The sequence below is a fragment of the Paenibacillus sp. LHD-117 genome (genome assembly GCF_030929555.1).
In the GTDB taxonomy this organism is placed as follows: domain Bacteria; phylum Bacillota; class Bacilli; order Paenibacillales; family Paenibacillaceae; genus Pristimantibacillus.
On sequence record NZ_JAVFVT010000001.1, the window covers coordinates 85,645 to 109,127 of the forward strand.

Consider the following 23,483-nt stretch of genomic DNA (forward strand, 5'->3'; position numbering starts at 1 on the left):
ACTTGCGTTAATACTGAACCCACAACAAACCAATAGATTACGCTTTCATTATCTGTATCAACGACGACGATAACAACATGCTATTATTTGCTTTGTTCACCTTCGTTTACCTCTTGGTGTACAACTGATAAAACGCTTTCAGACCGCCCAATTATATCTATAATTTAGCGGGTTGAACACCTCGCATTCGACAGGTTGTTGCAACCAAATGTAAGCGCTAAACTTCAGATGTGTTCACAAATTTTAAGGGGGATTACGAATGCGGATTCGCAAAATGATGGTGCTGCTCTTCGCGTTAGTTCTTGTACTCGCGGCCTGCAGCGGCAATTCGAACAACGGTGCCAACAACGGTGCCAACAACGGTGCCAACAATGGTACCAACAATGCTGGACCGACGAACGAGGGTACCGGAGAAGAAGAAACGGGAACTCCGGAGATGGATTTTGATTTGGGCGGCAAGACGATCAAGGTAACATCTTGGTTTAATATGCTGGACCGGGAATCCGAAAATCCGGACGATATCGCGCGCATCGAAAACCTGGAAGCTCTTGAAGCCAAGCATAACTTCAAATTGGAAGTCGTCGTCCTCGATTACATGGAATACCACGATAAAATAACGGCGTCGCTTCTTGCCGGTGAGCCGCTTGGCGATATCGTCAGAATGGGTAAGACCGTTTCGGTTCCTACGCTAGTGAAACAAGATCTATTCTGGCCAATTGACGAATACACGAAAAATGAAAAAGTGTTTAATCAACTCACGACAAACAATAACTACACGTACAACGGCAGAGGCTACGGATTCGATGCCAGTCAAGAAAATCTGATTACCGGCATCTTTTATAACAAAACGCTATTGAATCAGCTCGGTCTCAAGCCTCTTCAAGACTATGTCAACGAAGACAACTGGAACTGGGACACATTTATTCAAGTTGCCAAGGAAGCCAACAAAGACACGAACAATGATGGAAAGTTGGATACTTGGGGATTGGCTAACGATTGGCTGCTCGATCCGGCGCTCTACTCCAACGAAACAGGTCTCACAAAAGATAACAAGCAGAATCTCGACGATCCAAAGACGCTTGAAGCGCTCAATTTCGTATCCCGAATTGGCGTAGAGCAAATTAATCGACCGTTTGTTGAAGGGCAAAATCCCGGCTTGTATTTCCGCGAAGGCAATACATTGATGTATTCCGGTGCTATGTGGGAGATTTGGGGACTTAAGACGGATATGGCTGACTACGAGATCGGATTCGTCCCATTCCCGAAAGGACCAAGCGCAACGGCTTATCACTCCGGCGAAGGACTGTTCCAAGCTTTAACGATTCCGAAAGCCGTTGAGAATCCGGAGCAGCTGATGTACATCTGGGAAAAAATTCACGATATCGATTCCATGTTCGATTATCCTTCGCAATCCATGTTGGAGTCTAACTTTACAAGCGAAGATGACATCGAAAACGCAAAGAAGGTTCAGGAAGGCATGCTTGTATTAGATCACTCGACATTTGTTCCGGCAGGTATGGACATTTACGCCTTTAATGGGGAACTCATGACCGGTGTTTCGGTATCCACGATCGTTGAGAAGTACAAAGGTCCGTTCCAAGCGGCGATTGACCAGGTATACGGTCAATAATAAAAGATCGATTGTCGAACTGTCCCCATTTAGAACGTTCTAGGTGGGGACAGTTGTTGAATTTTATTCGCAGCTTTAGGAGGGGAGAAGAATTGATCATACGGAAGAAGAACTATGTTGCGGTCATACTCGTTCTAATATTATTTTTTTTGTCCATTTGGGCGTTCTACCCTTCTAAGAATGGCTCCAATGATGGGCAGGTTCTTGCCATGGACGAGTTTGAGGCCGTTACGAACAATGAAGTCGAAGGCGGTTACGAACATTACTTGAATAGCCATTCGACAGCAAGCCGTCCGGATCAAGTCATCCGAATCGAGGGCGAAGATTATGGGGAACATTCAGGTGCAGGATTCGATGTCGCAGCCGATTACAAAGGGTTAGACGGCCAAGCACTTTTGACGCCGGAGGAAGGAAGCGTCAGCTGGGAAGTGCCGGTCAATCAACCGGGCTTGTACAACATTCGAATTCATTATTTCCCTATGGAAGGGAAAAGCTCGGCTATCGAGCGAGAATTAACGATAAACCAGATTGTTCCATTCAAAGGTGCCGAGATCCTCTTATTCGACCGGCTTTGGGACAATCGGCACGATGAAGTGCAACAGGATAACAGGGGCAATGATTTACGTCCTAGACAGATTGAAAAGCCCGATTGGCAAATGGCTTCGTTCCGGGATGGCGAGGGCCGATATGAAGAACCTTATTCCTTCTATCTAGAACAAGGCATACAAACACTTTCTCTGAAGTCGCTTCGCGAACCGATGGCGATTGACTATATCGAGTTATATCAGGAACAAGAGCTGAAGCCTTATGAACAGGTGGCCGCGGGATATGAAGCGGCAGGGGTGAAACCAACACAAGACCAGTACATTCTGATTCAAGCAGAAGAGGCGAACCTAAAATCTTCTCCGACCTTGTATCCTGTATCCGACCGATCCAGCCCAACCGTTATTCCTTACGATGTGTCCAAGATTAGAGTGAATACAATCGGAGGACTCAATTGGAAGCTGCCTGGACAATGGATTGAATGGGAATTCGAAGTGGAAGAGGATGGTCAATATCAAATCGCATTAAAGCGCAAGCAGGATCAACTTCGCGGAATATACGCTACGCGCAATATCATGATTGACGGAAAAATCCCATTTGAGGAGATGAAGCAAATACGCTTCACCTTCGATCTGGAATGGAAAATGGATGTGCTCGGCGGGGAAGAACCCTATTTATTCCATTTGACCAAAGGAAAGCATACGATTCGAATGATGGTATCTCTAGGAGATATGGCCCCGCTCTTAAGAACGATCGAGTCGAGCGTACTTGAGCTTAACGAGATGTACCGCAAGATTCTCATGATTGCTTCCAATACGCCGGACCCTTATCGGGATTATCAATTGGAGAAGCGCATTCCGGAGATGACGGAAGTGTTCCAGGAGCAGGCCAAGATTATACAAAGCGTAGCCGATTATTTGGAGCAATCGACCGGGGAGAAGAGCGACAAGGTAGCTGTTCTACATTCCATGGTTCGACAATTGAATGACTTGGTGGCTTATCCGGAAACGGTTGCAAGGCGCTTGAATTCATTCAAAGTTAATGTCGGGGGTCTTGGAACCTGGATTCTGACGGTTCGTGAGCAGCCATTGACGCTTGATTATCTGGTTGTTTCTTCTCCTGGGAAGGAACTAGAGAGAGTAGAAGCAACATTCCTTGAGGAAGTTATGCACGAATTAGGTGCCTATGTCGCATCGTATACCGAGGATTATGACAGCATTGGCAATACTGCCGATTCGAATCGATCGGTTACGGTGTGGGTAACGACGGGCCGAGATCAAGCCCAAGTCTTGAAAGCATTAATCGACGATTCGTTTACGCCAGAGACAGGCATATCCGTAAATCTTAAGCTGGTTCCAGGCAACATTCTCTTGCCGGCTACATTAGCAGACGAAGGACCGGACGTTGCACTTCAGATTGGTGAAGATGTTCCCGTCAACTATGCGATGAGAAGCGCTGCGGCTGATCTGACGCAATTTGCCGATTACAAGGATGTCGCTTCTCGATTCCGCGACAGCGCCTTGGTGCCTTATGAATATGGTGGCGGCGTATATGCTCTCCCGGAGCAGCAGACATTTCCGATGCTATTTTACCGTAAAGACATTCTTGAAGAACTGGGCCTAGAGCCACCGAAAACATGGCAGGATATTTACAATATGATTGCCGTTCTTCAGAAGAATAATATGGAGTTTTATTTGCCGCTTGAAGCGGCGAATGCAAACTTAGTGCCGAATGCGACTTTTGCCGCTTTATTGTATCAAAATGACGGTGAGTTTTATACGGAAGACGATCGGAAGAGCGCTCTGGATGCAGACGTATCAATGGAGGTATTCAAAAAGTGGACGCAGTTCTATACCAATTATAAGTTTCCACTAACTGCTGATTTTCCGAACCGATTCCGCGTTGGAGAAATGCCGATCGGAATTGCCGATTACACGACGTATAACATGCTTACTGTAATGGCGCCTGAAATCAAAGGCCTGTGGGACTTTACGATTGTACCAGGTACTGAGTCGACTGACGGAGCGATTAATCATGCAGTTGCGAGCCATACGACCGGAGCTATGATGCTTGAGAATGCGGATGACAAAGAAGCAGCTTGGGCCTTCATGAAATGGTGGACGGGCAAGGATATTCAGATCGCTTACGGACGAGAAATGGAAGGTCTTATGGGCGCAGCGGCTCGGTACCCGACCGCCAATATTGAAGCTCTCGAAGAGCTGCCTTGGCCAGTCAAAGATTATCAAAATTTAGAGAGTCAATGGCAATGGGTCAAGGGCATTCCGCAAGTGCCGGGAGGATACTTCACAGGCAGGCATCTTGATAATGCCTTCCGTAAAGTCGTGAATGGGAACGAGAATCCTCGCGAATCGTTGTCGGACTATATTCTTTATATGAACGACGAGATCGAACTCAAGCGGAAAGAATTCAACTTACCGTAAATAGTCAGGGGGTGGAGGCCGATGCAAGCAGAAACGACCCGTCAGGCCGTGTCGGATGTTATACGTCCTAATAAAAGGTCAAAGCTAGCGGAAATCTGGCGAGAGTTGAAGAAGAACAAACACTATTACATCTTGATGAGCCCATACATGCTTATCTTCTTCACCTTTACGGTTATACCGGTAGCCTTTTCATTGCTGCTCAGTTTTTTTTACTTCAATATGTTGGAGTTTCCACGATTTGTCGGATGGCAGAACTACTCCAGGCTGTTCCTGAATGACGACGTGTTCATGATCGCATTGAAGAATACCTTTATGTTTGCCGTCATTACAGGGCCCGTTAGTTACATCGCTTGTTTTATCTTCGCGTGGATTATTAACGAATTATCGCCGAAGGTGCGCGCGTTTATGACGTTGGTCTTTTATGCGCCATCGATTTCAGGCAACGTATTCTTTATTTGGCTAATTGTATTTTCCGGAGACAGCTACGGCTATTTGAACGGATTTCTAATGGAATTCGGATTTATATTAGAACCCATTCAATGGTTAACGAACGAGAAATACATTTTGATGATCGTCATGATCGTCCAGCTATGGCTTAGTTTGGGTACGAGCTTCCTCGCCTTTATCGCTGGACTCCAGACGATCGACAAGTCTATTGTCGAGGCGGCGGTTATGGATGGCATTAAGAATCGCTGGCAAGAACTGTGGTTTATTACGCTTCCTTCGATGAGACCGCAATTAATGTTCGGCGCCGTCTTGCAAATTACCGGCTCATTGGCGGTAGCCGACATCTCCATTGCGCTAGCTGGATTCCCAAGCGTTAACTATGCGGCGCATACCATTGTCACGCATCTAATCGACTTTGGCACCATTCGTTTCGAAATGGGATACGCATCCGCCATAGCCACGATCCTGTTCTGCATAATGATCGGATCTAACTTGGTGACGCAAAAACTGTTGAGAAAGATAGGTGAGTGATTTTGGTTATGAAGTTGATGTCGTCATTCCGAACGTCCAGTAGACTGAACCGCTCGTTTACCGTGAGTTTCTTATTGTTTTTGTTTCTTGCTGTATTTGGCTGTTTTATGGCCTTGCCGCTGATTTATGCGGTGAATAATGCATTTAAGCCGCTCGACGAACTGTTTATTTTCCCGCCGAGACTTCTCGTTAATAATCCGACGCTAGATAATTTTTTCGATTTGGTTGCATTAATGGGCAATTCGTGGGTTCCGCTTACTCGTTATATCGCGAATACGCTGTTGATCACCATCGCCGGCACGGTTGGCCATATCCTATTGGCATCGGCTGCGGCTTATCCGCTTGCAAAGTACAGATTTCTAGGTGCTAAGACTCTATTCTCGGTCGTCGTCCTGTCGCTTATGTTCTCGGGACACGTTACAGCCATTCCGAATTATATGGTCATGTCCTGGCTTGGCTGGATTAACACTCATGCTTCTGTCATTGTGCCATCGCTGGCGTTTCCGCTCGGACTGTTTCTCATGAAGCAATTTATGGAACAGATTCCCGATGCTTTGCTGGAAGCCGCCAAGATTGACGGGGCCAGCGAGTACCGGATCTATTGGAGTATCGTCATGCCGAACGTGAAACCGGCTTGGTTGACGCTAATGATTTTGCAGTTTCCGATGTTATGGGGAACGGACGGGGGCAGCTTCATTTATAGCGAGGATCTCAAGACGCTACATTACGCGCTCGGGCAAATCACGCTGGGAGGCATCGCCAGAGCAGGTGTAGGAGCTGCCATCGCTTTAATTTTGATGATTGTTCCCATCACGCTCTTTATCATCTCGCAAAGCAACGTCATTCAAACGATGGCTACTTCCGGGATGAAGGATTAGAAGGGAGCCGATCTCAATGTTGAAGAACATCCAAAAATTAAAAGTAAGCATCGGGGTTGCACTGTGCTGCTTGATTGGTATGAGCGCGGGAGGGTCGTTAGCTTACGCTGCCGACGGTGATGCCTCCTATAATTATTCGTTCTGGGGGAATCCTGTCTCGGCGCCTGTTGCCTATCAGGGCACCGAGTTATTGACAGGTAATGGAATTGGAGCAGGTCCGTTCAAAGAACCGAGTGATCTTCATGTGACAGCAGACCATCAGATCTATGTGCTGGACTCCGGCAATAACCGAATTATTGTTATGGATCAGCAATATAACTTGCTTCAAATCATCGATTCATTCGTTCGAGAAGGACAACAGGATTCGTTCCTTAGTCCTCAGGGATTATTCGTCACGGAACAGAAGGACATCTTAGTGGCCGATACGGGCAATAAGCGTGTCGTACATCTTGATCAGAACTTGAATGTAGTGAAGATCCTGAATGCGCCACAATCGGAGCTATTGTCATCGAACTTTGATTTTCAACCCGTTCGGGTTGTGGTAGACAAAGCGCAGCGCATTTACGTCATGGCAATAGGAGTGTTCGACGGGTTTATGGAGTTTAACTCCGACGGCCAGTTTACCTCGTTTATCGGCGCAAACCGAGTATATGTAGATCCTGTCGAATTGTTCTGGAAGCGGTTGTCCACACAAGCGCAGCGCAGCCAGATGGTCATGTTTACGCCAACCGAATTCACCAATCTGGATATTAATGAAGAAGGATTTATTTATGCTACGAACGGAGATTTATGGGGAGATACCATTAAGAAACTTAACGCCCAAGGGAACGATATTTTGAGACGAACAGGGTATTACGCCCCGGAAGGTGATATTTGGTACACAAGCGACATTGGTCCTTCTCGACTCATAGATATCGACGTCGGAGACAGCGAAATTTATTCCGTGCTTGACTCCAAGAGGGGAAGAGTTTTTACGTACAACGGCGATGGCCACTTCATGTACGTATTCGGCGGGCTAGGGAACCGGCTCGGGGAGTTTAATACACCGACGGCCGTCGAACATATCGGAGAAGATTTCATTGTGCTAGATAAGGCGTTAGGAGAAATAACGGTTTTCGAACCGACATCGTATGGTCGAGTTATTAACGAAGCGGTTAGAAGCTACTATCGTGGCGATGAAGAAAAAGCACTCGAGCTCTATAACGAAACGATTAATTTGAATGCGAATCTGGAATTTGCATACGCAGGCATCGGCAAAGCACTGCTAAGGCAAGGTAATTACAATGAAGCAATGCGTTATTTTAAGCAAAGCTATGACCAGGAGAATTATTCGAAAGCGTTTTTGCTTTACCGTAAGCAAGTATTGAGAGAATATTTCCCTTCCATTATGACCGGGATCGCGATATTGGCTGTCATTGCGTTCGCTGTGGGAAGATGGCGGAAAATAACGGGTAGAAAGAGAGGTGTGGAGATTGAATAGAGAACTGGTTAAATACCCGTTTTACCTCATCGTTCATCCCTTTAACGGTTATTGGGATCTTAAGTATGAAGCCAGTAAAAAAGCAAATCTCATTATTTCCTTCTTCATTTTGTTTTTACTGGCCATAACGAATATCTTAAGCAGCCAGTACAGTGGATTTCTAGTCAACATTTATAATCCGAACAATATGAACAGCTTGATGGAAATTATTTATGTGGTTGTACCTGTCTTGTTTTGGTGCGTGGCGAATTGGTCGCTTACGACGTTGATGGATGGAGAAGGAAAGTTTGTAGAAATCTTTACTTCGACCTGCTTTGCGCTGCTGCCGTTGGTTATCATTAACTTTCCGTGGATATGGCTCAGTAACGTTGTCTCGCTGCAGGAAACGGCCTTTTACTATTTTTCGAATAGCGCTGCCGTAATGTGGTCGTTGTATCTGTTATTCGTAGGCAATATGACGGTCCATCAATATTCTCCATCGAAAGCGATCGGAACCATACTCTTGTCGGTTGTGGCCATGGGCTTCATGGCATTTATCTGTATGTTGTTCTTTAGTTTGATTCAGGAAATGATGGGATTCGTATCGACAATCTATCAAGAGATCTCCTTGAGAAAATAGGAAAGGAGGAATGAAAATGCAGATTGCAAGGTTATCCGTTCTAGCTGCATTTGCAATTGCAGCGCTTGTCTTCACCGGTTGTTCGGATAGTTCCAATTCATCTGCCAGCGACGATAGCGTAATTGAGGCTTTCGTGAAGGGGAAAGCTTTATCAGCATCCTTCTCCGACCCTCGCTTATCGAGTATGAAAGGTATCGTCGAGAATGAACAATTAAGATTATTTGTTGAAGAAACCTCTGGCGTTATTGCGATTTTGGATAAAAGAAGCGGACAAATCTGGTATAGCAATCCGCCCGAACGGGAGTCGGATTCCAACGCGGCAGGAGTAAACAAAGATTTGTTGTCCGCTCAAATGAAGATCGACTATTATAACAATTTCGGACAGATGAACTCGATCAACTCATATACGGACGGCGTCGTTCATAAACAAATCGCATTTGAAGAATTACAGAATGGCGTTAAGGTATCCTATCAATTCGGCAAGGATGAAGTATCGGCGTATGACCTTCCGAAAATGTTGAGCGCGGAGCGGTTCGAGCAGCTGTCGGATAAACTGGACAATACCGGGAAACGGGCGATTAAGCTAGCTTATCGCTTGGATAAAGAAACCTCGATTTACCAAAGAAATGACAGCGTCTTGCAAGGCATACAGCTCAACCGGGCGATCCAGGCATTCGAAGATGCGGGTTACTCGGAAGAAGATTTGGAGCAGGATATGGCGGAATTGAATTTCGTACAGGACAAACCCGCTCCGACTGTTTTCCGGGCTTCTATCGAATATATGCTTGACGGTGACAGTCTGGTTGTAAAGGTGCCGGTTTCCGAGCTTCAATATCCCGAAGAATACCCGGTAAATATGATATCATTCATGAACTTCTTCGGAGCGGGAGGACCGGAACAGAGCGGATCCATCTTTGTTCCAGACGGCTCCGGAGCTCTCATTCATTTTAACAATGGCAAGAACAAATATCCGGCATACCAACAATCGGTGTTTGGACAGGATCTGGCCATGAATGCGATCGAGGACGGCGTGAGGGAGCAACAGGTCAGACTTCCCGTATTCGGCATGATGAAAGAGGGCGGGGCATTCCTTGGAATCATAGAAGAAGGCGCGTCTGTCTCTACGATTAGCGCGGACATTGGCGGGCGCTTGAATAGCTACAACTATGTCTATCCCAGCTTTTATGTCATTAACAAAGGACAACTCACGTTAAATGCAGGCGGGCAGGAACGGTCGTTGCCAATGTTCCAGGAGAATGTCATGTCAACGGATTATCAGGTTCGTTACGCATTTCTGAATGGAGACGATGCATCCTATTCGGGTATGGCACGCTATTATCGTGATTACCTGCAATCAAGCAACGGACTTCCACAGTCCGATCCTGAACGGAATGCAGAAGATCTTCCTTTCTACATGCAACTGATTGGAAGCATCTCGACAAAAAAACACTTCGCGGGTATACCATACAAAGCGCTTGAACCGTTAACGACTTTCGAGCAGGCAAAAGAAATTCTGGAGCAGGCGAAGTCCCGGAATATTAACAATATCAAACTCAAGTATTCGGGATGGTTCAATGGCGGGCTTGATCATGAAGTGCCGGATAAGATTTCGGTAGATCGGGCAATTGGAGGCAGCAAAGGCTTACGGAATTTCGCGTCGTATACCCAGTCTCAAGGGATCTCATTGTTCCCTGATGTTGCTTTATTAATAGCGAATACAGGGGATGGGTTCGATGAGAAAAATGATGCCTCGCGAACATTACGTGACGTGCCGGCAGACGTCTATCCGTTGAATCTTGCGATTAATAGACGGGACAGATCCAAGTCGCCCTCCTATGCCATTTCGCCACGCCTTGTAGGTAAATACACGGAGGATATGCTAAACGACTTCGACGAGTATGAGACCGACGGCATCTCGCTTAGAGATCTGGCTGATAAATTAAACAGCGATTTCTTGAAAAATAAACAGATCGACCGTGCGGAATCGGAACGACTTTCCATTCAGTCATTGAAGCAAATTCACGAAGAAGGCCACGAAATTATGGCAGACGGAGGCAATGCTTATGCTCTCCCATATGTGACGGATTTAACGAATGTACCGGTTTCAAATAGCGGCTTCAAGATTGAAGACGAAGCCATTCCGTTCTACCAAATGGTCATACACGGCTTAATTGGTTATACGGGAGCACCTTACAACCTTTCCTCGTTTACGGACGAAAGAGATTATGTGCTGAAAAGCTTGGAGTACGGATCCGGAGTCCATTTCGAATGGATCTATGAGCCGAATTACAAGGTGAAGGATACGGAATACAACCAATTGTACGCCGTTAACTACGAGTTGTGGATCGATAAGGCTGCAGAAATCTATAGCCAGATAAATGAGACACTTAAAGGCGTTCGCAACGATCCAATCATCGGACATGAGAAATTAGCGGACGGCGTGTACAAGACGGTTTACGGGAACGGAGACTATGTAATCGTCAACTACAACGAAGAAGCGGTACGGATCGACGGCAGTACGGTCGAGGCCAAGAGTTATTTGACAGGTGGTGAACGATCTTGAGGTTTGTATCGAAGCTCGGGACGAAACGACGGACATACGCGCAGCAGAAAGCGTTTTGGGGTTTTATGTATGTCTTGCCATGGCTGCTGGGGTTTTTGTTTTTTTTCGTCATGCCACTAGCGGCTTCCATGCAATACAGCTTGAGCAAGATCGACGCCAATGCGAGCGGGATGACGATATCGTTCATCGGGTTCCAGAACTACGTAGAAGCCTTGACGATAAATACCCAATTCAATCGCACGTTGACGGAATCCATCGTCAATATGGTTGTCAACGTACCGTTAATTGTCGTCTTCAGCTTATTCCTTGCCGTCTTGCTGAACCAAAAGTTTGTTGGAAGGGCATTTGCAAGATCCATCTTCTTCCTGCCGGTCATCCTGGCATCAGGTGTTATTGCGAATTTGGATACGCAAAGCCTGGTTCAAGCGGTAACGGAACAAAGCTCCGGTACGTCGGGAACTTTTAGCAGTGCTTTCAGTTCTTTTGAATTACAGAGAATCATGCTGAGAGCCGGCGTGAACGAGGACATCGTTCTATATTTAACAGGTGCAGTCGATCGAATTTATGAAATCGTAAGTCAGTCCGGGGTTCAGATTTTGATCTTCCTGGCGGGCATTCAGACGATTTCTCCTCAACTGTATGAAGCCTCCAAGATTGAGGGAGCGACGGGCTACGAAGCATTTTGGAAAATTACGTTTCCAATGGTCAGCCCGCTTATTCTGGTCAATATGATCTACACAATAATCGATTCCTTCTCACGGAATACAATGACGGAGTTGATCATGGATACGGGATTTCGTACTTTCAATTTCGGGCTCAGTTCCGCAATGGCGTGGATCTATTTCCTATCGATCATGATTATTTTGCTTATTAGCACATATTTAGTATCCAAGAAGGTCTTCTACCAAGATTAGAAGGAGAGGTGAGCATCATGCTGTTGTTAACGCGCTTGTTATCCATCGAAAGCTGGAAGCGTTGGTTATGGACGATTGTACGATTGGTGTTGATCGCGGGATTATCATTTATCATTCTGTATCCAATCCTTCAGAAGATCTCGACGGCAATCAAGGATAAAACGGATATCTATTCGCCTATCGTGGTATGGATCCCTCAACATTTTTCGCTTCAAAACTTCAAATATGCCATCACGATCATGGATTATTGGGAGACCTTGTTGAATACATTTGCGTTATCGGCTACGACAACGATTCTGACTGCCGTGTCATGCGCGCTTGCGGGCTATGCATTCGCAAGGCTGAAGTTTAAGGGGAGCAACCTGCTGTTTGCGGGGGTCATTCTGACCATTCTGGTACCGCCAACGACTATCCTTATTCCGATTTATATGAACCTAAAGGATTTCACCTTGCTCGGGTTAATCCCGTTATTGACCGGTGATTCCGTCAATTTGCTTGACAGCTACTGGCCGTTTATTTTGACGTCGCTTACGGGGAATTCGCTTAAAGCAGGACTTTACATTTTTATTTTCAGACAGTTCTTTAGAGGAATTCCGAAGGAGGTTGAAGAGGCAGCTTATATTGACGGGGCGGGCATCGGATCAACGTTTCTCCGCATCATGCTCCCGAATGCTATTCCGGCCATCGTTACTGTTTTGCTCTTCTCCTTCGTATGGCAGTGGAATGACAGCTTCTTCACGACTACTTATCTGACGTCAAGTAAAGTGATGTCGCTCATGCTGGCATCCTTGCCTTACAACTTAAAGGTTACGGTCGTGGATGGCGTACAGATCGGCACGGATCCGTTCTTCCAGAGCATGGTGCAGGATACGGGCATTCTGCTCGCCATTTTACCGCTCATCATTATTTATCTGTTCGTTCAACGATACTTCGTGGAAAGCATCGAAAGAACGGGTATCGTCGGTTAAGATTGGTACCAAAGGAGGTGTACTGTTTTGTCAAGATTAGCTAAGATAGTTTCGGGAATCATGGCCGGAGCTGTTCTCATCCTGATCGTAGCCATCTTGATCGTGAACCGATCTGATCCGAATGAACCTGCTCAGTCGGATATTCCCTCATTGGCTGTTGAATATGCGGATTTCTTCCCCATTGGAGCGGCAATTGAACCTTCCCAGACGAATGGGCTGAAAGCTGGATTGCTGAAGAAGCACGTCAACTGGTTAGTAGCCGAAAACGTGATGAAGCCGGATTCGATTCATCCTGCGGAAGAAACCTTCAATTGGTCGAACGCAGATAAAATCGTGGCATTCGCAAAGGAAAACGGCATGGAAATACGGTACCATACCCTGGTCTGGCACAGCCAGGTCGGAGCTTGGTTCTTCAAGGATTCGGAAGGTAAGCCTATGGTGGATGAGACCGATCCGGTTAGGCAAAAGGCGAATAAGAAGCTGCTGTTGGAGAGGCTTGATACGCATGTTCGGACGATCGTTGATCGTTACAAAAACGATATTAAGTCTTGGGATGTCGTAAATGAGGTAATCGAGCCGGCTGATCCGGACGGCATGCGTGCCAGCGAATGGTACAAAATAGCCGGCATCGATTATATAGCTACAGCATTTCAAGCCGCCCGAGAAGCAGGCGGGCCGGATATCAAATTATATATTAACGATTATGGGACAGACGATCCGAGAAAGCGTGACCTCCTGTACGATTTGGTAAAGAAGCTGCTGGATCAAGGAGTGCCGATTGACGGTGTCGGTCATCAAACGCATATCGATGTCTACGGTCCGACGGTTGAATCCATTATCGAGTCGATGAGGAAATTCGCGGAGCTGGGTCTAGATAATATCGTAACCGAGCTGGATATGAGCATCTACAGTTGGAATGACCGAAGTGATTACGGCACGGTTATCCCGGAGGAAATTTTGGCGCAGCAGGCCAAGCGATACGGAGAGCTGTTTCAAGCGTTCAGGGATCATAGGGAGATTTTGAGCGGCGTCGTTTTTTGGGGCATTGCGGATGATCATACATGGTTAAACGGATTTCCGGTTAAACGGACCAACGCGCCGCTGCTGTTCGACAAGCAGTATCAAGCCAAGCCGGCCTTTTGGTCTGTCGTTGATCCGTCTGTAAAAACAGACTAATGAAACGTGGGGGAGTCTATGGCCATACTAGATCAGCTTCCGGAGAAATTCCGGAAGCAACTGACGGCGGAGCCGCTGTTTTGCTGCCGTACGGACCTTCTTCTGAATGGAGCCTTCGGAGAGCAATGGATCGCCGTAACTGACGATACGATCTTCGTTTGGGAGAATGAAGAAAGACCGAAGGAGGCCATACCCGTACGGAAGATTCGGGATTCGAGGAGTGCGGGAGGGATTGGCGGCGGATCCCTTATCGTTGATACCGATGAGGGTCCCGTCGTGCTCGGACGTTATACAGCCACGCATGCATCGATGATCGGATTTGCCGCGAAGCTCATCGGAGCGCTTGCCAAGAAGGAAGGGCTGCCTATCGTCTCGGAACGGGATCTCCCGCGGTATTGTCCTTCTTGCGGACATCCGCTCGGAGAAGGTACGCAGGTTTGCCAATTTTGCCTGAACAAGGGCCAAGCGGCTGCGCGAGTTCTGCGTTACGCCAAACCTTATAAAGCACAAATGGCAACGGCGGCTTTCCTGCTTATCCTGACGACTATTATCGAATTGGTGCCGCCTTATTTGACAAAGCTCATTATAGACGACGTGCTTCAACCGAAAGCAGCCGGCTCGGCACTCCTGGTCTTCGTCCTGGCTTTAGGCATAACCACCGTTCTGATGGCAGTCATGCAGACCGTACGGGGATTTATCGGTATTTGGGTTGGTTCTAAAGTGATGGGCGATATCCGGAATGACATATACGGCTCGCTCATGAGGCTGTCGCTAGCTTACTTCGACAGGAGGCAAACCTCTCAATTTATAGGCCGCGTCAATAGCGACGCTGAATCGATGCGTCAATTTCTGACGGACGGCGTCATCTACGTAGGCGGCGAAATGCTTCGCTTCGTCGCTATCTGTGTTATTATTTTTAGCCTGGATTGGCAGTTGTCCCTGCTTGCGTTGTTACCCGTACCCTTCATGATCATTGCGTCCTTCACGATCTTGCCAAAGGTTGGACGTCGTCTCTACCAGCAATGGCGATCCATCTTCCGACTCAACACGATGGTAGGTGAATCCATGCAAGGTATTCGCGTCGTAAAGGCATTCGGCAGAGAGAACGAAGAGATGTCAAGATACGATGGGGCGAACCTGGAAGTGGTGCAGAACAATATTAAGACGGAGGGCCTGTGGCAAATTATCTTCCCGGCCTTTCATCTTATTGCCGGAGTGGGTACGTTGCTTATCTGGTATTACGGCGGGGGGAAAGTGCTCGGTAATGAAATCCAGCTAGGGGTGCTCATGGCGATCGTCGCATACTTAGGCATGTTGTTCGGGCCGCTGCAATGGGTCAGCCAGATGATTAACTGGGCGAGCAATGCGATCGCGTCTGCTCATCGCATATTCGAAATTATGGATACGCCTTCCGAAGTACCGGAAGCTGTTCAACCGGTATCTCTCGGTATGATTAAGGGCCAAGTCGACTTTGAGCGTGTGACGTACGGATACGAGAAGCATCATCCCGTATTAAAGGATGTAAATCTTAGGGTTAAAGCCGGAGAGATGATCGGACTTGTCGGCCACTCCGGAGCCGGCAAATCGACCTTCATTAATTTGCTATGCCGATTCTACGATACGGATGAGGGAGCCATTCTCATAGACGGCGTTCCGATTCGGCAGATCAGTCAATCCGACCTCAGGCAGCAGATCGGGGTCGTTCTTCAAGAGACGTTTCTCTTCGATGGTTCGATCGCGGATAATATCGCATATTCCAAACCGAATGCGACCCCGGTTGAGATTATGCGAGCGGCCAAAATTGCGAACGCGCACGACTTTATCGTTCGCCTTCCCGATGGCTACGATACGAGAGTCGGGGAACGCGGTCATAAGCTTTCGGGGGGCGAGAAGCAGCGTGTTGCCATTGCGCGCGCTATCATCCATGATCCGCGGATATTGATTCTGGATGAAGCGACTGCCTCCGTGGATACGGAGACGGAGCGTCAAATCCAAGAAGCGATATCAAGATTAATTCAAGGAAGAACCACGTTCGCGATTGCCCACCGTCTGTCCACGCTTAGGGGAGCGAACCGGCTTGTCGTGCTCGATCAGGGCAAAATTGTAGAGGTTGGCACTCATGAGCAATTGTTGGAAAATAAGGACGGCGTTTACCGCAAACTAGTAGATGCGCAGAAAGAAATGTCGCAGATCAGGGGAGTAGGCGTCTAATGGAGAATCGATATGATATTCGCAGGCTAACCCATGCGGAGATTTCACTGTCGCGCAACAAGGGCGGCATCCTTCAAGGTGTGGTTGACGGTCAGATATGTGAAGAGGTTGTGGTTTACCGCGCTTTTCCGTTCAAGCACGATTCCTCCTATATTTCGATCCGCAATGTAAAAGGAGAAGAGCTTGGGATCGTCTATATGATAAGTGATCTCGATAAGGAAAGTGCCGATGAGCTGGAGAAGGAGCTTCAGCTCCGGTATTTCCTTCCGAAAGTGACTCGCGTGGATAGCGTGAAGAACAAATCGGGCTTATGGTTGTGGGATTTGCAGACCCATCTCGGAAGAACGAAAATGGTGATGCGGAACTTACATGAACATATCCAGTATCCAGGCGGAGGCCGGATTATTCTGACCGATCTAAACGGTAAACGATGTGAAATTCCCGATTGGCAAGCGCTCGATTCTCAGAGTCGTAAGAAGCTCGAAGAAGTTATATAGCCATTTGTAATTAACTATACAAGAAAGTAGGAGTTTAAAACATGACCTATCAAAATCCCATTATTAGAGGTTTTCATCCAGACCCAAGCGTATGCCGTTCCGGAGAAGACTATTATCTTGTTACAAGCTCGTTCGAATATTTCCCAGGAGTTCCGTTGTTTCACAGTAAGGACCTCGTGAATTGGACGCAAATCGGACATGTACTGACCCGCCCTGAGCAGCTTGATCTTAGCCGGGCTCCAAGCTCCGGAGGCATATTCGCGCCGACGATTCGCGAGCATAAAGGAACGTTCTACATGATCACGACGAATATATCGGCTGGCGGAAACTTTATCGTGCATACGAACGATCCGCGAGGAGAATGGTCGAATCCACTCTTCGTCGATCATCCGGGAATCGACCCCGACCTATTCTTCGACGAAGAGGGTACGGTTTATTTAACTTCGGCTGCACATGGCACCGAAGGTCCTGGCATTTACCAGAGTCGAATCGACATTAAATCAGGGGTACGGTTGTCGGAACCGAAGTTTTTGTGGACGGGAACCGGAGGTCAATACCCGGAGGCGCCTCACATATATCGTATCGGAAATTGGTATTATCTCATGATCGCTGAAGGCGGTACCGAGTATGGCCATATGGAGACGATTGCGAGAAGCGAACGGCCGGACGGACCGTTCGAGCCTTGCCCGCATAATCCGATCTTGACGCACCGAAGCCTGATGAAGGATATACATGCGACGGGGCATGCGGATCTGGTTCAGACTCCGGAAGGCGACTGGTGGGCTGTCTTCCTGGCCATCAGACCTCATGGATATCCGAAACGCCACCATCTCGGCAGAGAGACATTCCTTGCTCCGGTCACCTGGAGTTGGGACGATTGGCCGATCATTGGTGATAAAGGTACCGTTAGCGAAACAATGCCAGCTGATGGACTAGTTTTGCGTCCAGAAACCGCAAGTGAATTGCCTATTCGGGACGATTTTGACGCGACAACGCTTTCGCCTTGCTGGAATTTCTTGCGTTCACCGGACGAAGAGAAGTGGTCATTAACGGATCGTCCGGGAAGTCTGACGCTTCGCGGAACAGCCGCTACTTTGAACGAAACCGGGGCGCCTGCATTCGTCGCGCGGAGGCAGCAGCATTTCAGTTGCCGAGTTTCAACCAATCTTGCGTTTGCGCCACGGAAGGATGGGGAGGAAGCAGGACTGACTGTCTATATGAGCGAACGATTCCATTATGATCTGGCAGTTAGTCGAATCGCTGGCGAGAGGAAACTCATTTTCCGCCGGAGAATCGGCTCCTTGTGGAAAGTGGAGAACGAGGTGCCATATCCTGCTGACTCCGTTGTTCTGACAATTAAAGCGGAAAGAGAGGGTTATAGCTTCGGGTTCTCTTTGGAGGAAAAAGATGAGCCGTTCTGGTTTGGTCAGGGAGAGTCGTCTTTATTAGCTACCGAAGTGGCAGGCGGTTTCACCGGCGTCATGATCGCCATGTACGCAACAGGCAACGGATCGCATGCGGAGACACCAGCTCATTTTGAATGGTTTGATTATGAGGGCATGGAATAGATGTTAGATTAGAAGCGAATATACACCTTCGTTCGATTAGGGCGGAGGTGTATAACGTTTTACAAAAAGCTGCGTTACAAAGAGGTATGGCGTGGTCCAATCTGGGACGGTGTCGAACGAGTCGCGTTTATGAAGCATTTTAGAACGGAGGACGATATGGATGAAAAGTTATTGAATTACTATCTGGAGCTAAGAAGTCCCGATTCCGGTGAATGGAACCTATCCCCGCAGTGCCTGCATACGGAGTTGATAACCAGAGATTACATTAGTAAATCGTTTGCTGTTACCAATAGCTTGCAGGTATGCAATGTTGGCATTGGTATGGGTGATTGGGACAATTATCTGGGGTATTGGCTCAATGGTAGGGGCACCGTAACAAGTATCGATATCAACAAAGCTATTTGTGAAATTTTCGAGTACAGGCAAAGAAGAGAGGGGCATCCCAATCCGTCGAAGGTTTTATGCATGAGTATATTTGACGAAGGTGTTCCTGCGGCAGAATTCGAAATTGTAACGTTAATCGGATCTGCCATAAACGAAACAGGAAATTTCAATAAGTGTTTGGATTCCTGTTTTGGCTTGCTAAAACCAGGCGGGCATCTGATGTTCATGGCGAACACGAGAAAGTCTCCTGTTGAAATGGTCGAGCAGTATATAAGGAGCACAGAACACCAAATGGAAGAATTGAATACTTACGATGCGTTTCCGGAGTACCCTTTTTATATCTGCAAAATAAAAAAGCCCGGTGAAACGACCTTATAAGCTTTATAACACAACTACAGTTACTAATTCTACAACCAGTAGTTGTGGACTCCCGTATGCATCGATACCCCTCAGGAGACATTTCCGTTATTTTAATGATAAACATGAAAAGGAGGTTTTCTTCTTATGGCAGGATTAAGCGATATTGGAGTAAAAATTGCCCATCTTAGGAAGTCCCGCAGCTTTACGCAGGAAGAGCTAGGGAGACAAGTGTCTGTGTCCGCGCAAGCACTCTCGAAATGGGAAAATGGCGATTCAGTTCCCGATCTCTCTTTGGTCGTAAGGCTAGCCGATTTATTCGATTGCACAACCGATTATTTATTAGGGCGAGAAGGCGGAATCGAGTCGTTATTGCCGCAAATTAGGGAAGCGGCTTTTAACATGACGATTGAACAAAAAATCAGGTTCCTTCGCGATATGATCTTGGTTGTAGAAGCGCCTATACACTCGCCGCAGGCAGAACAGAATGTGCACCCATCGCTTGTACACATTCATTTGGGTCCAACCGGAATTGGTCTATGGGCTAAAGATCGGCTGGTTTGTATCGCGACGACAACATTTCTGGAAGAATCGATTGTGACGCTCGGGAAAGAAGCCGAGTTCCCGCTTAACCTGCTATCCGATGATATTCGAGAAGTTTTACTCGTCCTCTTACGGGATATAGACGATTTGAAACCGGACTATGCGGTGGATGAAAACACTCTCCGTTCTCTACTGCCCGGAATCAATAATTTCGACCTCGTTCTTACAGAGTGTATTGAACTGGGGTTTGTTGATCGGGTACGAGGAGGTTACCGTCTAAATTATAAGGCTGATCTAGCTGTTCGTTTATTAGCAATCGTACATCAATCTATAAATAAACGAGGTACAATGAATGTGACAGTGGGAGGGAAGTAAGTTTCATACAGAAAGGAAAGTATGGTTCATCGCCCTTCAGGCAGCCAGTTGATATGAGTGACTGCACAGAAAGCTATTTATGTCAGAAAAATAGATTAGTTTCTTAGTGTGAGGAGGACGTAGCCCAAGCGCAGCTGAGGGAGCGTCCTTTTTATTGAACGGGAATTCGCTTAATACTTTAAGATTCTCTAAAGGTCCTACATTGTGACGGGTTGTTGGGAGGCGATACAGCGGTTAAACTTACTGGTGGTGGCACTATATCGGCAGATGGAATTGAGTATGCTGCAATCGATCCCATATATTCCATCTGAACGCGAGGAATTTGTTTACTTCGGGCTTACTGAGTTCATTGGAAACCTTGTTGCAGAACCTATTACACTGTCTGACGATATCGAGGTTGAGGTTCCGAATATTCATTCTTATAACTCTCATGGCGTACAACAAGTACAGCGCATAACAATTAGACGGGAAGCTCATCGATTTGTATTTTCGATAATACTCCATGAACTGATGCCAGGTCTGAATTGTGATGTGTTTGAAATATTCACTGACGAGCAAAGATGCTGTTTTTCTGTAGATAACAATCTATTGGCAACGGAAGAAAGACCGGAAGGCTGCTGCTGGGAATTATCAGTGGATCCATATAAGGTGACAGTTGAGATTCCAGTTGCTTTAATCAATCGATATGGAAATGCGGAATGCTGTCTTGTTCTTAGCGTAACAAGATGGGGAACGGGGCCATTATCAACCTTCATTCCAATCAGAATATTGAAGGTATAAACGGCATATTACGATTTGCACGATGGGAGGTAAATGAATGGCTAACCATTCCAAGCTCTACATGCCAGAACGTATTATGCTCATTAATCCGCCTAGAGCGCTAATCTTCCGTGAGGTGTTATGTCAATTCGGTCTATTACTGCTGTTGACTGCACTTTCGGTTAATGTGTTTATTTTTATCACAATCCCGATTCTCATTGCTACTGTATGCCATCGCTTTATTTTCCTTGCGCAAATATGGAGGCAGTACGGTTATTCACGAATTGTTCTGACATTGCTGGCTTCGTTATCAATCATACTGTCCATCTGGATAGCCCCAATAGTTCGGAAGTTGATCCTACAAGTCTTGATCCGAGGTGTGTTCAGATATGGATGAGATGTTTAGTTTGCTATACCCAACCGGAATGTCTACTGATTCAATCTATTCCACAGTATCAATGCAAGCCGAGATTGTAGATTTAGGATTGGATGCTTTATTTCACGAAATCAGTAACGGTCCATGGGGATATCGAACCAAGCAGCCTCATCCGTTAATGTACTTTACTTCTGACATTCAGATCATTACGTATCGTTCTAATATCGTGGAAGATTTGTATAGACAGGAGGCAATTTATCTACTGCTATACGAGCTTCTTCCATTACTTGAGGATCTGAGAGATTTACAGCAGCGTGATCGTTGGTCGGATGATGATACAGCAGCTTCCTTATATACAGTCTCAGAGATTGAGCTTTACTTGTCGTGTGTTGAACGGTTATATCATGGATTGTGCAGTACCCAACCCGCCTCCCAAGGACTTCAACGCCTGTCTCAACTCATTGCTGAACGATACGAAAGCCCAACCTTTCAATCGCTGCGTGTGGATACGCGCAAGCTTTCCTTCAGCGTACGCAACATTAAAAGCATTACGGTCGGTATCAATCTCGATCCGCAGCTCTACCCTTGTGAAGCAGGTATTATATCTGTGAATGATCAGTTGTTTCGTTCTGGAAACCTGATTGATCGCTGGCTGCGACTGGATATGAAAGATGATGGCTTTCAAAGCTTAGCTCCGCTCATGGCGTCTGGAAAAGAGCGAAGCAGCGAACAGAATTTAGCTTTGAGCAGAGCGATTAATAGCGCATTGAACACGATATTAAAAGGGTCCGTCCGAGAATGGCGCAACTGTATTAAGATGTACGCGGTTACCTCCTCTAACTTTTTAGTAGGATTAGCGCCTGAAATTCGTTTCTTGCTCAGCAGTGTCTCATGGATGAAACAGCTGGCATTGAAAGGTCTTCCACTTTGCAGGCCACAAGTCGCCGAGAACGAAGAATCGTCGGTTATCGATGGACTGTATCATCCGTTGTTAGCGATCCAGGCAGCGGAGAAACAAGCGAATGGCGCATCTTCGGTAGTGAAGAACAACATTACGTTTGATGAGAACGGGTCGATCTATATTCTGACGGGACCTAATCAGGGAGGGAAGACCGTTTTCATGCAAGCGGTAGGAATCGCGCAGCTGCTGTATCAGTTGGGGCTGTTTGTCCCTGCTTACTCGGCAACGATTCGTCCCGTGGATCGTGTACTTGTGCATGCACAGAGCCAAGCTCGGGATCATCAGATGAAGGGACGCTTCGGTGAAGAGTGCAGTCGATTACAACAGGTATTCGGTAAACTAACTTGCAATAGCCTTCTTCTGATGGATGAGACCTTCTCTAGCACAAGCGCTTCTGAGGCTGCCGCTATAGCGGGTGAAGTGCTGCTCGCATTACGTGTGTCAGGCTGCCGCGTTATTTTTGCAACACATTTGCATGAATTAACAGACCAGATAGATAAGCTCAACGCTGTCCCACTTGAAGGGGGCAGCCGTATCGATACGCTCACCGCTGAGATTGATACAGCCTCAGGACAGAGAAGCTATGTCCTCCGTCGATCACGTCCACAGGGCAATAGTTATGCACGTGATATTGCACAAAAATATGGTGTAACCTACGAGCAACTCGTCCGTGTGATGAATAATAATTAAGCGCTGCTAAATGCAGTATAGATTCTTTTTATGTTGAATACTTAGGCATCTAACGTTGAAGCTTGGGCCGCATTCCTGGCTTAATATAAATATTATGTTTTAAAAATTAGCAAAGCCTGATCCATCTATCTATCAATTGGCCTGCAAAAGATTAAATTTATCTCCTTCCGAATGTTTATTTGTAGGCGACGGGGGCTCGAATGAACTGCAGGGCGCTGCGGATGCCGGTTTGATTCCTTATCAGGCTACATGGTTCATTCTGGCTATCCATCAAGGAAAAAGGAGGAGAGTTTGATTGCACTTAGAAAAAAGTTAATCGTGAAGGTTGCTGCATTTATTATTCAATACCGGAAAAAAGCGAAAATGAGATACTTGCATTTTTGAGTGTACCAGGTATTCTTCAAAGGTCGACTAATTTCATTTTAAAGTAAGAGGTCAATCGGTTAATCCACCGATTGACCTTTTTGCTTTCATTCGAAGTGCCAAAGATTCACTACGTTTTGAATATGATATTCCATGTAAAAACGCTTTCATGGTCGCTACAATGATAATGCATCGTGATTATTTGAATA

The 23,483-nt window shown here is 46.7% G+C and carries 17 protein-coding genes and 1 pseudogene; all 18 read left to right on the forward strand.

What is annotated here, in order from left to right; genetic code table 11:
• The first annotated feature begins 259 nt into the window (after window positions 1–259).
• Window positions 260–1,630 (forward strand): extracellular solute-binding protein, encoded by a 1,371-nt coding sequence (locus RB620_RS00295; protein ID WP_308091501.1) that lies wholly within the window; start codon window positions 260–262, stop codon window positions 1,628–1,630.
• Window positions 1,631–1,722: 92 nt separating this feature from the next.
• Window positions 1,723–4,614, forward strand: a complete 2,892-nt coding sequence (locus RB620_RS00300) for an extracellular solute-binding protein (protein WP_374121340.1) — start codon at window positions 1,723–1,725, stop codon at window positions 4,612–4,614.
• 21 nt (window positions 4,615–4,635) lie between these two features.
• Window positions 4,636–5,592 (forward strand): carbohydrate ABC transporter permease, encoded by a 957-nt coding sequence (locus RB620_RS00305; RefSeq protein ID WP_308091503.1) that lies wholly within the window; start codon window positions 4,636–4,638, stop codon window positions 5,590–5,592.
• An 8-nt stretch (window positions 5,593–5,600) separates the two neighbouring features.
• Window positions 5,601–6,470: a carbohydrate ABC transporter permease gene (locus RB620_RS00310; RefSeq protein ID WP_308091504.1), complete on the forward strand. Its 870-nt coding sequence runs from the start codon at window positions 5,601–5,603 to the stop codon at window positions 6,468–6,470.
• Window positions 6,471–6,486: 16 nt separating this feature from the next.
• Window positions 6,487–7,950, forward strand: coding sequence for a hypothetical protein (locus RB620_RS00315; RefSeq protein ID WP_308091505.1), 1,464 nt, complete (start codon window positions 6,487–6,489; stop codon window positions 7,948–7,950).
• Window positions 7,943–8,569 carry a Yip1 family protein gene (locus RB620_RS00320; RefSeq protein WP_308091506.1) on the forward strand — a complete coding sequence of 209 codons (627 nt, stop codon included), beginning with the start codon at window positions 7,943–7,945 and terminating at the stop codon, window positions 8,567–8,569. The genes RB620_RS00315 and RB620_RS00320 overlap by 8 nt, the downstream gene beginning before the upstream one ends.
• A 16-nt stretch (window positions 8,570–8,585) precedes the next feature.
• Window positions 8,586–11,132, forward strand: coding sequence for a DUF5696 domain-containing protein (locus tag RB620_RS00325; protein WP_308091507.1), 2,547 nt, complete (start codon window positions 8,586–8,588; stop codon window positions 11,130–11,132).
• Complete coding sequence (locus RB620_RS00330; protein ID WP_308091508.1) at window positions 11,129–12,046, forward strand: carbohydrate ABC transporter permease; 918 nt, start codon at window positions 11,129–11,131, stop codon at window positions 12,044–12,046. The genes RB620_RS00325 and RB620_RS00330 overlap by 4 nt, the downstream gene beginning before the upstream one ends.
• A 17-nt stretch (window positions 12,047–12,063) precedes the next feature.
• The gene (locus RB620_RS00335; protein ID WP_374121341.1) at window positions 12,064–13,014 is read left to right on the forward strand and encodes a carbohydrate ABC transporter permease; all 951 of its coding nucleotides are present in this window, start codon (window positions 12,064–12,066) and stop codon (window positions 13,012–13,014) included.
• A gap of 27 nt (window positions 13,015–13,041) precedes the next feature.
• Complete coding sequence (locus RB620_RS00340; RefSeq protein WP_308091509.1) at window positions 13,042–14,190, forward strand: endo-1,4-beta-xylanase; 1,149 nt, start codon at window positions 13,042–13,044, stop codon at window positions 14,188–14,190.
• An 18-nt stretch (window positions 14,191–14,208) separates the two neighbouring features.
• The gene (locus RB620_RS00345) at window positions 14,209–16,401 is read left to right on the forward strand and encodes an ABC transporter ATP-binding protein (protein ID WP_308091510.1); all 2,193 of its coding nucleotides are present in this window, start codon (window positions 14,209–14,211) and stop codon (window positions 16,399–16,401) included.
• On the forward strand, window positions 16,401–16,898 hold the full coding sequence (locus tag RB620_RS00350; RefSeq protein WP_308091511.1) for a DUF1854 domain-containing protein: 498 nt from the start codon (window positions 16,401–16,403) through the stop codon (window positions 16,896–16,898). The genes RB620_RS00345 and RB620_RS00350 overlap by 1 nt, the downstream gene beginning before the upstream one ends.
• Before the next feature lie 41 nt (window positions 16,899–16,939).
• Window positions 16,940–18,466, forward strand: coding sequence for a glycoside hydrolase family 43 protein (locus RB620_RS00355; protein WP_308091512.1), 1,527 nt, complete (start codon window positions 16,940–16,942; stop codon window positions 18,464–18,466).
• A 156-nt stretch (window positions 18,467–18,622) separates the two neighbouring features.
• A complete protein-coding gene (locus RB620_RS00360; RefSeq protein ID WP_308091513.1) occupies window positions 18,623–19,228 on the forward strand; it encodes a class I SAM-dependent methyltransferase in 606 nt (201 codons plus the stop codon).
• Between the two features lie 126 nt (window positions 19,229–19,354).
• A complete protein-coding gene (locus RB620_RS00365) occupies window positions 19,355–20,125 on the forward strand; it encodes a helix-turn-helix domain-containing protein (RefSeq protein WP_308091514.1) in 771 nt (256 codons plus the stop codon).
• 279 nt (window positions 20,126–20,404) lie between these two features.
• Window positions 20,405–20,905 carry a hypothetical protein gene (locus RB620_RS00370; protein WP_308091515.1) on the forward strand — a complete coding sequence of 167 codons (501 nt, stop codon included), beginning with the start codon at window positions 20,405–20,407 and terminating at the stop codon, window positions 20,903–20,905.
• Between the two features lie 368 nt (window positions 20,906–21,273).
• A complete protein-coding gene (locus RB620_RS00375) occupies window positions 21,274–22,911 on the forward strand; it encodes a MutS-related protein (protein ID WP_308091516.1) in 1,638 nt (545 codons plus the stop codon).
• A gap of 118 nt (window positions 22,912–23,029) precedes the next feature.
• Window positions 23,030–23,206, forward strand: a pseudogene (locus RB620_RS00380) (HAD family hydrolase); the annotation flags it as partial.
• Window positions 23,207–23,483 lie beyond the last annotated feature (277 nt).